Genomic DNA, 14,209 nt, shown 5'->3' on the forward strand with positions numbered 1-14,209 from the left:
CCGCCAATGGTAACAGCAGGGGTCTGACCCCAGGACCCGGTGGATCCCGGGGGCATCAGGGAACGAGTTCCAGCCGGTAGAACCACGGGCCCGGACCGGTGGCACTGGCATCGAGATGGAGGTTGGTCGGGGGCGTGGCGACGATGCCGTGGGCGACCGCCTGATATGGGCCGTGGACCGCGGAGGCCCGGAGCACGCGATACCGCCGGTCCGCCCTCGACGACCAGCGGAGTTCGATGCCCCCGCCGGCCGCACGCCGGATTCCCCTCGGATCCAACCCGAACCGATCGTCGGCCCGGGTGGGATCGGTGCCTGCCAGGTATTCGGCGATGTCCGACTGACCGTCGCCGTCGCGATCGGACCGTCCCGAGACGTGGGGGAGCGCCCCTCCGAATTGTCGTCGCCAGGCGAGGTAATCGAGGGCCGCTTCGAGGACGTAGTCCCGCTGGAGGGCGTCATCGAAGCTGCGACCGGGATCCACGGCGATGGCCGGGGCGATCCCATGGTCTTCGAAGGGGCGTTGTTCGGCATCATAGGCGATCCAACGGCTGATCGAGTACTCGATGTCGAGTGCCTGGAGGGTGCGGGCTTCGGGATGGCCCGAGGCGCCACGGGTTCGGTCACCCATGAGCACGGCGTTGGGACAGACCTGCATCATGAGGGTGAACCATTCCGCGGAACTCATGCAGCGCTGGCCAATCAGGACCGCGACCGGTTGGAGCACAGGACCCGAGGCGGCCGGCTGAAGGGTCTTTTCGAGGAACGGCTCGAAGGTGTGGGGGCGGGACTTGGGGATCCGGTACCGCACGTACCCGTAGGTCCGCGTTTCGTGGATGAACCGGGAGGCGATGCGGGCGGCGTTGGCTTCGTTGCCACCGCTGTTGTTGCGGAGGTCGAGGATCCATCCCTCGGCGCCGGCGTGGGTGGCGAAGACCGCATCCAGGTCCGCATCGGTGATCGTCGAGAAGGCTCCCTGGTCCAGGGTATCGACAACCAGGTGGGCGATGTTGCCCGTCAATCGCGCGTGATAGAGCACGTTGGCATCGCGGAGATTCGCGTAGTCCGAGCCTCCGGTGTAGCCGGCATAGAGCGTCAGGGGATGGTTCCGGGGATACTCGCCGCGGTATCCCAGCCACGTGCCGTCCGGGAGCCGGACGTTGACATGCCAGTCGTGGAGGATCTGGAGGACATCGTTGAGGCGTTGACCGAACTGCGCGGGAGCAAGGCCCTGGAACCCGGGCCGTTCGGACTCGAGCACCGCGTCCCAATCAACGCCCTTGTGTCCGAAGTAGGAATAGCGGTCTTCGAAGTCCTGCCACACCTCCTGCCACGGATCGGAGGCCGGGCCGGTGTCTCCGGTGCCCGCGAGGCCGAGGGCGATGTCCGGCTGCCCGGGCGCCGTGGTCCGGAAGCGAAGCGTCGCAACGTGCGGTCCGGCGCTCGCGGGGGTGAAGGACACCTCCAGGGACTGAAGGCGCCCGGGTGCCAGGCGTGCGTCGAGGGGCGACACCAGGCGGAAGGCGTCTGTCGCGGCGCCTTCCAGGGAGGCCCCGATGAGTTCGAGGTCGGCGTTGCCGGTATTCCGGACTTCAAGAGTGCGCCCGAGGGTGCCGCCGGTGGCGACGATTCCGAAATCGAGGCTGGCGGGGGAGACTTCAAGGCGACCGGCGGGCGGCGCGTAGCTGCCGGTGCGGAAGGCGACGGGATAGACGAGTTCCGCGACCGACCAAAGGAGGGCGGAAGGGGCCCCTGGCACGAGGGCATCGCGGTCGGCGGACAGCATGGCCTCATGGAGGAAATGCAGTCCGTCACGCCAGGTGCTGAAGACCAGCCGTCGATCATCGCCGCGGAGGGAAGGGGTGGCGAGGATGGGGAGTCCCGAGAGGAGGACGCCGAGCCGGTTCTGGCCAAGATCGAGGGACACCATGCCGAGGGTGACTTGGCCGTTGGTGGTGAACACGTAGTCCGCAACGAGATATCCCGGCAGGGTATGCGCGGGGGACGGATTGCCCACCTGAAGGCCGGGACTGAGGGGTAGCAGGAGGCGGCATTGCAGATCCTTGACCCGCAGCGCGAAGAGCCCCCAACAGCCGTAGTCCGCCTGGGCCAGGCTGCCTTCGGTCCAGGCATCGAAGTACAGGACGTCCCCGATACAATTGAAGGCGAGGACATCGGCGAAGCCAGCGGCCAGGTCGTCTCCGTTTCGATTGGGGATCCGGATTTCACCGGTCAGCACCGCGTCCGCCGCCACGTCGAGCACATGAATGCGGTGATCGAAGGCCATGGTGGTAAAGGCGACGCGGGTCAGGTCCTTGGACAGGGCGATGGTGCGGATATCGCCGGTGTCGGTGAGGGGTTCATCGGTCGCGGAGCCGTCGGTCCAATAGACATTGTGGTCCTCGCCAACGTAGAGCGCCCAGGTGCCGTCGCCGGAAACGGCAGGACGGACGGGTTGGAGGAGGTTGAACGACACGGCTTCGAACTGCTGGGCATCCATGACGAAGAAGCTGTAGCCCAGGAGCAGATTGAACCATGGATCGCGCTCGGCCCGGAGGAAGACGACCCGTTCGTCGCCGGTGGTGGCGGGAACCGGCGTGGGAGGCGGGGTGGCCTCGCCGTCGAGAATCCCGACGGCATCGAAGGCGGCGGCAACGACGCCGGCCTCGGTTCCGCCAGGATGAAGATCCGTGGCCGCGGCGACCGCGGCCCGCCGGTAATCGATGAAGGCCGAGTACTGCGTCATGTAGCGGGTGAGGGCGCGATAGACGATGCGCTCGGCCCGGGCGCGTCCGAGGCCTCCGGGTCCATCGGCGAAGAGGAAGGCGGCGTAGCTGGGGATGGTGGAATTGACATGCACGCCGCCGAGGTCGCCCTCGGGGGTGTTGGGCAGGTTGCGGTACTCGGCCATGGTTTTGGGGCCCGGTTCCTTGACGTTTGGGTTTGCAGGATTGCTGAGATCCCTCCAGGCGGCGTGCGGCAGGGAACCCATGGTATCCTCGCCCAGCAGCCAGTCGTCTCGATCGACCATGCAGGCGAAGAAGTCGGCCATGTGTTCGTGGAGGGCGCCGGGCTGGTTTTCGTAGCGGAAGGCGGCGGCGTTATCGACGACACCGTGGGTCAGTTCGTGGGCGGCGATATCGAGGGCGGCAGGGAGCATTCCGGGGGCCGTGTGTTGCTCGCCATCCCCGAAGACCATGAGGTTCAGGTTGGGATTGAAGAAGGCGTTGTCCTGGTAGAGCCGGCCCTGGGAATCCTTGAACCGGGCATGGATCAGGCCCGTGATGTTGATCCCCCGACCGTCGAATGAGCGGCGTTGATGGGTTTCCTCGTAGTACCGGTAGATCTCGCGGAAATGGTTCATCACGCTCACCACCGTGGGATCCCAGGCGTTGGGGTGGTTGGCCCGGGCGTAGCCGACCCCTTCGCGCAGCGCCACCTCGACATCGCGCTGTCCGACATCGAACACGCAAATGGCGCCGGCCATGTTCGTGTACACCGGGGGTTGCGACCGGGCGGCGTCGTACATCGGCAGCGAGGTGTCGATCGCCAGAAACTCCGAACCCTGCTGCCAGGAGTGCACCGGGCGCGACTGCCCAAGCAGATCCGCCGCTCCTCCCACCGCCGCAGCGCGATAAACCGTGGGCGTGACCCGGAGGACGCTTCCATCCGATGCGGCCAGATACACCCGCCAGCCGGAGCCGACCGAGGGAACCAGCTCCACCCGGTAGGCAGGGACAGGACTGACCTGCGGGTTCCAGTAGTAGAGACGGGTGACCGTCGGGGGAACGAGTGGCGGCCCGACAGCGTTCACGGCAGCCCGGACCCGTTCGATCGCCCCGGCGTCATCGAGGGAGAACACCGGACGATCGAGTCCCGCCGGGGTGGCGGCATAGGCGCCGCCGATTCCGACGGGAATTCCGGCCGGGCTGAAGTGGACCACCACCTGGGCTCCGTCGATGGGGAAGCCATGGTGTTGCCGATTAAGCCGGACATGGATCATGCCGAGTTCGTCGGCGTCCGGATCCTGGGCGACCCATTCGGCGTCCGGATCCCGGATGCGCATCAGGCGGGCCAGGGACGACACCGTGGCCATGGCCATGCCCGCGTAGTCGGCCCGTTCCCGGGCCGCGGCATACGCCGGATTGCCTTCGGCAAGGAACGACAGATCCCCCCGCAACCAGCGCAGGGTTCCGCTGGGACCATCCATCTGGAGGGAACCGCCGGGTCCGATCCGGTCCGCCACCGCATCGATGGCGGCCTGCTGTTCCGCGTCCAGGCCTCGGCGTCCGCGATCGCGAGGCTGACCGCGGAGAGGCGCTCGAGACGCCCCGGTGTCGGGACCGACCCTGGCGCGAAGACCGTCAAGGATCTGCCGGGCGACCCGGTCGCGAGCGGCCTCCACGCCCAGTGGATCCCCCGGACGTTCCCGCGCGTTCCGGGCGCGCTCGATCAGATCGGGCGCCTTGTCGAGCCTCGTGGCCCGCTCCGGATCGCGGACGGCCACGGCATTCGTGGGGATGACGGTGAGGGCGGTGATACTGAAGTCCGCCGGCCGGCGGTCCGGTGCTGCAAGCCGGCTGATCCACAGCCACCCGGCAACTGCCAGGAGAAGGCCGGTGGCGATCCAACCGGCGAGGCGACGCTGTTTCATCTTTGGCCCTTGGGTTGCGCACGGGTCGGAGGGTGTCCGATGACCGGCTGCCAGGGCCGGGCGGCCGGTGACGACATCCCCGATCCGTCATGGTTCGACTTCAACGAGCAGAAATCCGTGGGGCTCCGTTCCCGGAGGCGACGTCCAGGACGTGACCGCACCGGAGGCAGTAAGTCCCGTGACCATGGGCGTGCCGAACGGACCGGCACCGGTGAGCGACGATGACCGGCGAACGGCATAGCGTTTTCCGGGCACGCTGGACCAGGTCACGATCAGTGCCCGCCCATCGGGTCCGCGGGTGACCGACAAGAGGCGAAGCAGCGAATCGGCCCGGGTCGGATCCGTGCCGGCCACATACTCAAAGCGGTCCAGGAAGCCGTCGCCGTCCGCATCCGAGGTGGCAGTCAGCACGAGGCCATGCTGCTGAATCCAGGAATCGGGGATGTTCCAGGGGTTGGCTTCGGCCCACGGGCGAACGGGATGCAGGGTTACGAGGACTTCGGCTGGAGACCCCAGCCGGGCGGTTCCCCCCGGATCGGATAGCCGAACCGTGAAGGTGCGGGGTTCCAGTCCCAACCGATCCCGATGCAGGGGAATCCGAATCTCGGCGACGGACTGTCCGCCGGCTAAGGTCACCTGTCCCTGGACCGCCTCGAAGTCGGTGCCGGCGCGGGCGGTGCCCTCGAAGGTGGCAAAAGGGACAGCCACAGCAGTGGCCAGTCCGACCGTTCGCCTCAGGGTGAGGCGACATTCCCCGTCGGCCATGTGGACGACCGCCGTCGGCGCCGGGAACTGGATCTGCCCGACGACCGTGGGGTGAACCATTTCGTAGGCACCGAGATCCGCGCCGGGGAAGCCGTCGGCGTCGCCATCGAGCGGGCGCGGCAGGCCATCCGCGTCGTTCTCGGGGGCGAACGCTGGATCTCCTGCGTCGATGCACAGCGAGCCGGGTTGGAGTCGAAAATCGCCATCGAGGGAGCGGAAGCGGGGATCGACGGACAGGTCCGAAGGATGGAACAAGGGAGCGCCGGGGATGCCGAAGGCGCCAACGGTTTGGTAGTCGCGGTCCTGGTTGGCGAAGACGTTGTTACGGACGAGAAGGGGGCTGACCGGGCTGGCCTGACGATTGAAGAGGCCGCTGCTGTTGTGGGCGATGATGTTGTTCGCCAGCACGAGGGTGGGGTGGGCAAGGAGATACAGGTGGATGCCGCCTCCGAAATTGAGACCGAAGAATTCCGCGGTGTTGCCGAGGATGGAGTTGTGGGCGACCAGGAGGGTTCCTCCGCCGTCCTCGCCGCCGGTGAGGGACATGCCTCCCCCGTAGCCGCCTCCTTCGAGGGTCCCGCTTCGGTTGAGCAGGACGAGGTTGTTGACGATGCGACCGGCACAGAAGAGGACATGGAGACCGGCTCCCTCGTGCGAGGTCACATTTCGCAGAATCCGATTGCGGGCGACTTCGAGGCGGTCGGCCAGGGTCCAGCCCAGACCGCGGCTGTTCCAGAGGGAGATGCCCTTGCCTGAATTGTCGGCGATTTCGCAATCAAGAATCCGAGGCTGGCTGAACGAGGCGAAGAGGCCGCCGCCATCCGAGGCCGCATTCCGGGCAAGGACACACCGCTCGATCGTTCCAAGGGAGCGGTCCAGGTGGATGCCGCCCCCGAGGCCGCGTCCATCGGCGCCGGCGGCGTTGTCGGTAAGCCGGCAATCGGTGATCCAGGGGTCGGCCCCGAAACCGCCAATGGCGCCGCCCAGGTTGGCGACGTTGCCCGTCACGGTGCATCCGGCGATGCGCGGTCCGGAGTAGTAGCACTCCATGCCGCCCCCCTGGTCGGAGGGTCCGCCAGTCAACCGGCCGCCTTGAACGCGGAATCCATCCACCGTGTGGACTCGATGGCCACCCCAGATGAGCAGGACCCGATTGCGGGAAGTTCCGTCGATGACCGTCGCGTGCGCGTCCGGATTGCGCTCTGCCCGCGTGATCTCGCCTCCGACGAAGCCCCCGTAAAGATGCACATGGGGCGGGAGAACCAGATTTTCGCGGTAGGTGCCGGCAGCCACCCAGATCTCGCCACCCCCAATCCCGGGAGCCGCATCCAGAGCGGCCTCATGCAGGGCGGCGATGGCAGCTGCAATCGTCCGCTTCGCGCCCGTCCAGGACGCACCGTCGCGAAGATCGTCGCCCGAAGGATGCACGCGCAGAACCCGGAGCAAGGGGACGCGGACGTTCCCGTCCCATTCCTCGGCCCCGATGTCGACCCGCCCGCCCCGGATCCGTGGCTGGCCATGGAGATCCCGCCAGTCGGACGCCACAGCCGAGTCATCCCCCGCCTGGATGCAGGGCGAGGTGGCGGTCAGGCGATAGTCCCCGTGGGAAAAGCCCGCGAAGCGGGGATCGAAGGAGAGATTCCCGTCCTGCCCGGTGAGATCGGCGAGACCGTCGTAGTCGAGTTGATTGCCATGCAACAGGTTGTGGGAGGCGGTGACGGGTCCGCCTGGCGAATCGATCGAACGGGAAAGCCCGGCGGCATTGAAGGCAATGAGATTATTGGCGATTCGGATGGAACGGACACCGAGCCAGCGGAGGGCGGGACCGCTGTTCCCGGCCAGGGTGTTGTTGATGACCTGAGGATGGTCGCGGGCACCGCCCACCAGGAGAATCCCGCCGGCCTGCCAGCCGCTATTGGCGACGATGAGGTTGTTGGCCACCACCTCCGCCATGCCGTCATTCACGCAGGCAATGGCGCCGCCCCCCAGACTGCGATCTCCCAGCGGGGGTTGGGTGGCGATGTTCTCCGCCAGGATGTTGTTCAGGATTCGCGGGGCACTGGGCACCACCACCTGCCCGTCCTCCGAGACGAAGATGTCGCGGGCCACGATACCGCCCCCGTTCTCGCCCGCCTGGTTCCGGGCGATGAGGTTGCCCACGATCCAAGGGGACGAACCCAGATTGCCACGACGCCCGGCCATGCAGGCGATGCCCCCGCCGTCCGCGTCGTCGCCCTCGGCCCGGTTTCCCAGGATGCGGTTATTCAGAATCACCGGGTTGGCACCGTTGTAGCAGCAGATTCCGCCGCCGGGTCCCAGCGAGACGTTCCCGGTGATGAGATTGTTGGCGAGGGTGGGGGAGGTGGCGGTGCACGCGATCCCGCCGCCCAGGACGCCACGGCCGTTCCGCACCACGAAGCCGTCCAGGCGCGTCGCCGGCGTGGCGCCTGCACTTTCGCATCGCACGACCGTACCCGCCGCTTCTCCATCGAGGATGGTGAGGTGGCGGTTGAAATCGCGTTGGTCGCGAGCTGTCTCGGTTCCCTCGAAGCCGCCGTAGAGGGCCACCTCATTCTGCAGAGCGATCCGCTCGAAATAGATCCCCGCCGCCACCCAAACCTCGTCGCCTTCACTGGACTGGGCCAACGCCGCCGCCACGGACCGCTTCGCCGAAGTCCAGGAACTGCCGGATGCCGCATCCGAACCCGTGGACCGAACATGCCAGATGGCGGCCGACGCCGAGGGAACGAGGAGCACGATCCCCAACCACCATGCCGACCATCGCACGCCACAGCGACCTCGCATGGCTGACCTCACACCTGCGCATCCTCCGCGGTCTGCGAGATTTTGCTACGCAAAATTTGCTAAGGTATTGACCGGACTTGCCCTTGCCCTGGTCATCAATTCCTCTTCCTGCCCTCCTGTCCTGAGCCGGTACACCCCCCAAAGGCGTGTCAATTTCTATATGCCAGTCCTATAGTAGTTTGGAGCAGCCCAGAACCTCCCTGCGGGCGCCTTGGTTCTGCCGGCTTGCCCGGATCCGGGTAAGGGCGAGAGTGAGGGCCATGACGACAACCCTTCGATGGCTGGCTTTGGCAGGCGCAGCGCTGGTGCTCAATGGTCCGGTGGCTTGGCCGAAGGATGAGCCGACGCTTTCGGAACAGGTGGGGACGGCTCTTGCCTCGTTTCAACGGGCCGACTCCACCTTGGCGGAGAGGTTGACAGGAGCGGTCGGCTACGCGGTGTTCCCGTCGGTTGGAAAGGGCGGGCTCGTATTCGGGGGTGCCCGGGGGACGGGGCAGGCGTTCGAGCAGGGGCGATTGATTGGGGAGGTTGTGCTGACGCAGGTGACCTTCGGGTTGCAGGTCGGCGGCCAAGCGTTCGCCCAACTGGTGCTGTTCGAGGATTCGGCGGCGCTGGACCGACTCAAAGAGAGCAAACTCGAGATGAGCGCCCAGATCGGGGCCGTAGCTGCCGCAGAGGGCGCCGCCAAGAACGCACGGTACGTCGAGGGGGTCCTGATTTTCACGCGTCCCCTGACAGGATTGATGGCGGAGGCCACCGTGGGAGGGCAGCGGTTCCGCTTTCGATCTGAAAAGCCTTGAGGACGCACGGCGCCCGCCGTTCCGGCAGCCCTTCTGAAAGGCGTCGGCTGCTCGTTGAGAACTTGGGGAGACTCCGGGTTGGCACCGGGCAAAAAGTCCGGTTTCAATCGGTGCGTGGATCTGCACGTTGAGCCATTCGATCTCCATCTCGCCCATCGCTGGGCCATTGCCAGTCGCACCGGTCCCGGCGGGGGAGACGGCACCGACACCTTCCCGGTGGTGCTGGTTCGCATACGGGATGCGGATGGAATCGAGGGCTGGGGCGAAAGTGCTCCTTCCACGCGCTATGGCGAGTCGCCGGAGTCGGTCCGGGAAGTCCTGAAGACGGTGGATGGCACCCGGTTGTCGTGGGACGACCTCGAGGCGAGCCGGGCCTACTTGCAGGAACTGGGGCCGGAATCTCCCGCGGCGCGGTGCGCTCTGGATATCGCGCTACTCGACGGGGCGGCCCGGAAGGCGCGCCAGGCGGTGCATACTTTTCTGGGGGTTCCGTTCACCGAGGGCCGGCACGTGACGTCCTTCAGCATCGGCCTCGATACCCCGGAGGTGATCCGCGCCAAAGTCCTGGAGGCGGAACCGTATCCGATCCTCAAACTAAAGCTGGGGAGCGCCTCCGACCGCGAAAACCTCGCCGCTCTCCGCTCGGCGGCCCCGGAAAAGCCGGTCCGTGTGGATGCCAACGAGGCCTGGAAAACGCGGGAGCATGCGCTGCGCGAACTCGAATGGCTGGCCACCGACGGGCGCATTGAATTCGTTGAACAGCCGATGCCGGCCGGCACGCCCCGTGCCGACCGGGAATGGCTTCACGCCCGCTCTCCGATTCCGCTGATGGCGGATGAATCGTACCGGGACGCCTCGGATCTGCCAGCGGTGCTCGGATGTTTCGCTTCGGTGAACGTGAAGCTGGTGAAGACCGGAGGCATCACTGGCGCCCACGCCGCCCTTCAAGCGGCCCGCAATGCCGGACTGAAGACGATGCTCGGCTGCATGATCGAGAGCAGCGTCCTGATCGCCGCAGCGGCGCACCTGGCGGACCTCACGGATTACCTGGACCTCGACGGGAATCTTCTGGTGACCAACGACCCATTTCAAGGCCTCACGGCAAACGCCGGGGTGTTGTCATGGGCCGACGCATCCGAGGTTCACGGCCTGCGGGTGACGCGCCGGGCGGGGACCTGATATTGCCCAACCCGCCCGGCCGAAGTCGAGACAACCATACCCCCTTGGACACGCATTAACCGGCCATTGCGGTCAACAATTAAGAGTCAGACAAATTGCTGTCTTTTATTGTGTCAGTCTAATTTTTATTGTCATTGTCAGCGTCAATTTCTTTGAGTCAGTTTTATTATTTATTCTAGTCTAGTGGCAGGCTTAGTTTTGTTGTCGGCGTCAAGCGTCAATAACTTTGCGTCAGCCTTATTACTTCGTTGCCCATCGGTCGCGCAGTTGGCGTTTGGGATCCCCTTCTTCAGCCGTGCTGGGAGCGGTGCTTGGTGCCCACTCTCCAGCGTGCACTGGCTCACCGGCCCCGTTTGGCGTTTGGCGCGGGAATGGATCAGGGAAGGGCGAAGCACCAGTAGGCGTCGCCGGGTCGGGTGCCCGGTTTGCCGGCGCCGCCAGCAGCGATCACCACGTATTGCCGGTCCCCAACCTGGTACGTCGCAGGTGTCGCGTAGCCTCCTGCATCGAGTTGAAAGGTCCAGAGCACATCGCCGGTGCGAGAGTCGAAGGCCCGGAATCGCTCGTCCATGGTCGCCGCGATGAACACCAGGCCCCCGGCCGTCGCGATCGGGCCGCCGATATTGAAAGTGCCCGTCGGCGGCATGCCGCGTCTTTCCAGTTCGGGATAAGTGCCCAGCGGCACTTGCCAGGCGATTCGACCGCGATTCAGGTCCACCGCGGTGAGGGTTCCCCAAGGCGGACGGGTGGCAGGGAAACCATCGGGATCGCGGAGTTCAGGGTGCCCGTTGGCCAGCCAGGGGATGCGGTTGGCCCAGGCGGCCTGGGTCGAATCGAGAGGCACCGTCTCACCCCCACGTTCACCGAAGAGGTAGGTCGCCACGGCGTCCCGTTCGAGGTCTGAGAGGTTGGCGAACGACGGCATCTGGCCGCGGCCCGACAGGAGGAGGTCGATCAGTGCCTCGCGCGAAAGCCGCTCCCGGACGTCCCGCAACGAAACCGAGCCGGGAAGGTCCGGACGGCCTCCGCCATGACATTGAGCACAAAGCGCTCGGTGCAGGTGGTTCCCCAGTTCATACCGGGTGAGGGCCTCCTTCGGCCGGGCGGGGAACATCTGGATCCATTCGGGCTCGTTGCTGGCGTTGACGTAGAGCCAGCCGTGCGGTGGATCAACGGCCGCGCCGCCCCATTCGCCGCCGCCGTTGAACTGCGGCATCACCACGGTGGGCCGTGTCGAGGGTGGGGTGAAGAGCCCCTGGGACCGCATTTCCCTCAGGCGATTGCGGACAGCAGCCCTAGCTTCCGGGGAGCGTGTCGTGACGTCGTCCTCGCTCATCCCCTGGTGGGCAAACGGTGGGGGTCGCACCGGGAATGGCTGGGTGGGCCAGCCGACTTCGCCAGGAACGTCGGAGGCGGGTACGGGGCGTTCTTCCACTGGGAAGAGTGGCCGGCCGGTCACGCGATCGAAGACGAACAGATGGCCCATCTTGGTGATCTGCGCCGCGGCGTCGATCCGGCGGAATCCGCGGCGCAGCGTCAACAGAACCGGAGGGCAGGGGAGGTCGTAGTCCCAAAGGTCATGATGAACCGTCTGAAAGTGCCAGCGGCGTTCCCCGGTGGCTGCGTCGAGGGCGAGGGTGCAGTTGGCGAACAGGTTCATACCGGGCCGATCGCCGCCGTAATGGTCGGAATTGGCCGATCCGGTGCCGGCGTAGACGATGGCCCGGTGGACATCCAGCGTGAGGCCACCCCAGGCGTTGGCGCCGCCGTTGATCTGCCAGTTGTCGGGGCCCCAGGTCTCGTACCCGTATTCGCCCGGGTGCGGGAGGGTGTGGAAGATCCAGCGTCGTTCGCCGGTCCGGACATCGAAGGCCCGGATATGACCCGGAGCCGTCGGCGGCAAGGTGTCGGGGATTGACGATCCCATGATCAACAGATCGCGAAAGACCACCCCGGGTGTCGGGGCGAGCACCGGGAGGTCGAAGGCGTCCTGGTCAAGGCCCTGGCGCAAGTCGATGAATCCGCCTGGCCCGAATTCGGGAACAGGTTCGCCGGAGTCGGCACGGAGGGCGAACAGGCGCGGACCGGCGGCAAAGAAGAGCCGGCGTTCGTGGCCTTCACCCCACCAAGCCAGACCGCGGTTCACTCCGCTCCCGGGACGGCCGGCCCACGGATCGAACACCCAGCGTTCGCGCCCGGTATCCGCGTCGAGGGCGAACACCTTCATCCCGGGAGTCGTACCGTAGAGGATGCCGTCAAGGATCAGCGGATTGCATTGAATGGTGGTCGGGGGCCGATCGCGCCGATCGTCGCAGCGGTACACCCAGACCGGGCGCAACCGGGCGACATTGCGCCGGTGAATCTGGCGGAGGCTGGAGTAATGGGTCCCGGCGGCGTCGCCGTGGTACACCGCCCAATCGCGCCCCGCCTGCGCTCCAGCCTCCCAACCCCAAGTAATCCACAGAAGTGAGGCTCCCACCCGAAGCGCGCCCCAGGCGCGTCCCCACCCGGCGGCGCCCTGAACCTCCACAGTCAGGCGGGGTTCGGGGTGGAGCGGTCGAGGGATCGCCACGGCTCCTGGTCGCTCACATCCACGAGGAACGGACCCTTGGCGGCGGCCGGCGATAGAATTGCGAGGATCACCGCATCGTCCCCGGAACGGTTGAAGGTGGCGTGGACCACGCCGGCGGGGATGTGCGCGCTATCGCCCGGGCCGAGTCTGCGGGACGACGTCTCGACCCATTGCTCGACGTGGCCGGAGAGCACGTAGATCACCTCCTCGAGTTCGGGATGGGTATGGAAGTTATGTCCTTTGCCCGGAGGCAGGGTGGCCTGGCAGATCTGGAGGCGCTCGGCCTCGACTACTTCCGGGCGGCAGATCCAATAGTTGGTTCGACCCTTGAACTCCTCCTTCAAGGCATCGGCGAGGGTGACAAAACGGCGGGGGGCGGATGGGGTTGGATTCATGGGGACCGTGGGGTTGTGGGACGCTGACAGGCATTGGCCTGATGCCGAGGAGAACGCATCCGCGTTTCGCACTCTGAGGCGGATGGCCGGCTCGCCTTCATCCCTTCCTCCGGGCGCTCTTGCGACCGGCGGGACGCGTCCTGGCCAGCGTCCTGGCTAGATTGGCCGAGGCCGGGGCCTTCAACGCCTTGAAGTCCCGGGTCAACTGGGTCAGGGACGCCTCGACGCCCATGCGTTCGAGGGAACTCGCGCCGACGAAGCCGACGGCGTCGGTGGTGCGCAGGATGCGTTCGGCGTCGGCGGGGGTGTTGATGGGTCCGCCGTGGGCAAGGAAGAGGATGTCCTTCCGCACGCGCCGGGCGGCCTCGATGATCTGCTGGGTGCGTTCGATGGCGAAATCCCAGGTCACCACCGCGTTCTTCACCCCGATGCTGCCGCCGACGGTGGTGCCGACATGGGCGATGATGGCGTCGGCGCCGGCCTTGGCCATCTCGACGGCCTCCTGCGCCGTGGCCACATAGACCACGGAGAAGAGATCCATGCGTCGGGCCAGCGCCACCATCTCGAACTCCTTCTGGACGCTCATGCCGGTTTCCTCCAGCACACCGCGGAAATGGCCATCCACGATGGTGTGGGTGGGGAAGTTGTTCACTCCGCTGAAGCCCATCTCCTTGACCTTCAACAGCCAGTGCCACATGCGCCGACGCGGGTCGGTGGCATGGACCCCGCAGATGACCGGGATCTCGTCCACCACCGGCAGCACCTCGTACTCGCCGATCTCCATGGCGATGGCATTGGCGTCCCCGTAGGCCATCAGCCCGCAGGTCGAGCCATGCCCCATCATGCGGAAGCGCCCGCTGTTGTAGATGATCAGGAGGTCGGCACCGCCCTTCTCGATGAACTTCGCGCTGATGCCCGTCCCGGCGCCGGCCGCGATGATGGCGTCGCCCTGGTCCAGGGTGGCGCGCAGGCGCTCGATCACTTCGGTTCGGGTGTAGGGATTGCCTCGGCCGGTCCAGGGATTAGGCATGACGGGTGTTGG

7 protein-coding genes are annotated in these 14,209 nt (G+C 66.3%); 2 read left to right on the forward strand and 5 right to left on the reverse strand.

Annotated features, from left to right (window positions below; genetic code table 11):
* Positions 1-55: 55 nt before the first annotated feature.
* Complete coding sequence (locus KF833_01555; GenBank protein MBX3743972.1) at positions 56-4,651, reverse strand: M4 family metallopeptidase; 4,596 nt, start codon at positions 4,649-4,651, stop codon at positions 56-58.
* Between the two features lie 87 nt (positions 4,652-4,738).
* Entirely contained in the window at positions 4,739-8,221 is a 3,483-nt protein-coding gene (locus KF833_01560; GenBank protein MBX3743973.1) for a right-handed parallel beta-helix repeat-containing protein, read from the reverse strand.
* Positions 8,222-8,481: 260 nt separating this feature from the next.
* Between KF833_01560 and KF833_01565 the strand changes: the two genes are divergently transcribed.
* Positions 8,482-9,021 (forward strand): hypothetical protein, encoded by a 540-nt coding sequence (locus KF833_01565; GenBank protein MBX3743974.1) that lies wholly within the window; start codon positions 8,482-8,484, stop codon positions 9,019-9,021.
* A gap of 114 nt (positions 9,022-9,135) precedes the next feature.
* Positions 9,136-10,200, forward strand: a complete 1,065-nt coding sequence (locus KF833_01570; GenBank protein MBX3743975.1) for a dipeptide epimerase — start codon at positions 9,136-9,138, stop codon at positions 10,198-10,200.
* 376 nt (positions 10,201-10,576) lie between these two features.
* On the opposite strand, the gene KF833_01575 is transcribed toward KF833_01570, so the two are convergent.
* The 3 genes from KF833_01575 to KF833_01585 all read right to left on the reverse strand — a co-directional run bounded on the left by KF833_01575 (position 10,577) and on the right by KF833_01585 (position 14,197).
* Positions 10,577-12,772: a PQQ-binding-like beta-propeller repeat protein gene (locus KF833_01575; protein MBX3743976.1), complete on the reverse strand. Its 2,196-nt coding sequence runs from the start codon at positions 12,770-12,772 to the stop codon at positions 10,577-10,579.
* Positions 12,733-13,167, reverse strand: a complete 435-nt coding sequence (locus tag KF833_01580) for a cupin domain-containing protein (GenBank protein ID MBX3743977.1) — start codon at positions 13,165-13,167, stop codon at positions 12,733-12,735. Before KF833_01580 ends, KF833_01575 begins: the two co-directional genes overlap by 40 nt.
* A gap of 97 nt (positions 13,168-13,264) precedes the next feature.
* The gene (locus tag KF833_01585) at positions 13,265-14,197 is read right to left on the reverse strand and encodes a phosphoenolpyruvate hydrolase family protein (protein MBX3743978.1); all 933 of its coding nucleotides are present in this window, start codon (positions 14,195-14,197) and stop codon (positions 13,265-13,267) included.
* Positions 14,198-14,209 lie beyond the last annotated feature (12 nt).

This window comes from Verrucomicrobiia bacterium (assembly GCA_019634625.1).
Classification (GTDB): domain Bacteria; phylum Verrucomicrobiota; class Verrucomicrobiia; order Limisphaerales; family CAIMTB01; genus CAIMTB01.

What these genes read in the sequence shown, in the direction of transcription:
- KF833_01555 (MBX3743972.1), bottom strand. Translation starts at nt 4,651, where the DNA reads ATGAAACAGCGTCGCCTCGCCGGTTGGATCGCCACCGGCCTTCTCCTG.
- KF833_01560 (MBX3743973.1), bottom strand. Translation starts at nt 8,221, where the DNA reads ATGCGAGGTCGCTGTGGCGTGCGATGGTCGGCATGGTGGTTGGGGATC.
- KF833_01565 (MBX3743974.1), top strand. Translation starts at nt 8,482, where the DNA reads ATGACGACAACCCTTCGATGGCTGGCTTTGGCAGGCGCAGCGCTGGTG.
- KF833_01580 (MBX3743977.1), bottom strand. Translation starts at nt 13,167, where the DNA reads ATGAATCCAACCCCATCCGCCCCCCGCCGTTTTGTCACCCTCGCCGAT.
- KF833_01585 (MBX3743978.1), bottom strand. Translation starts at nt 14,197, where the DNA reads ATGCCTAATCCCTGGACCGGCCGAGGCAATCCCTACACCCGAACCGAA.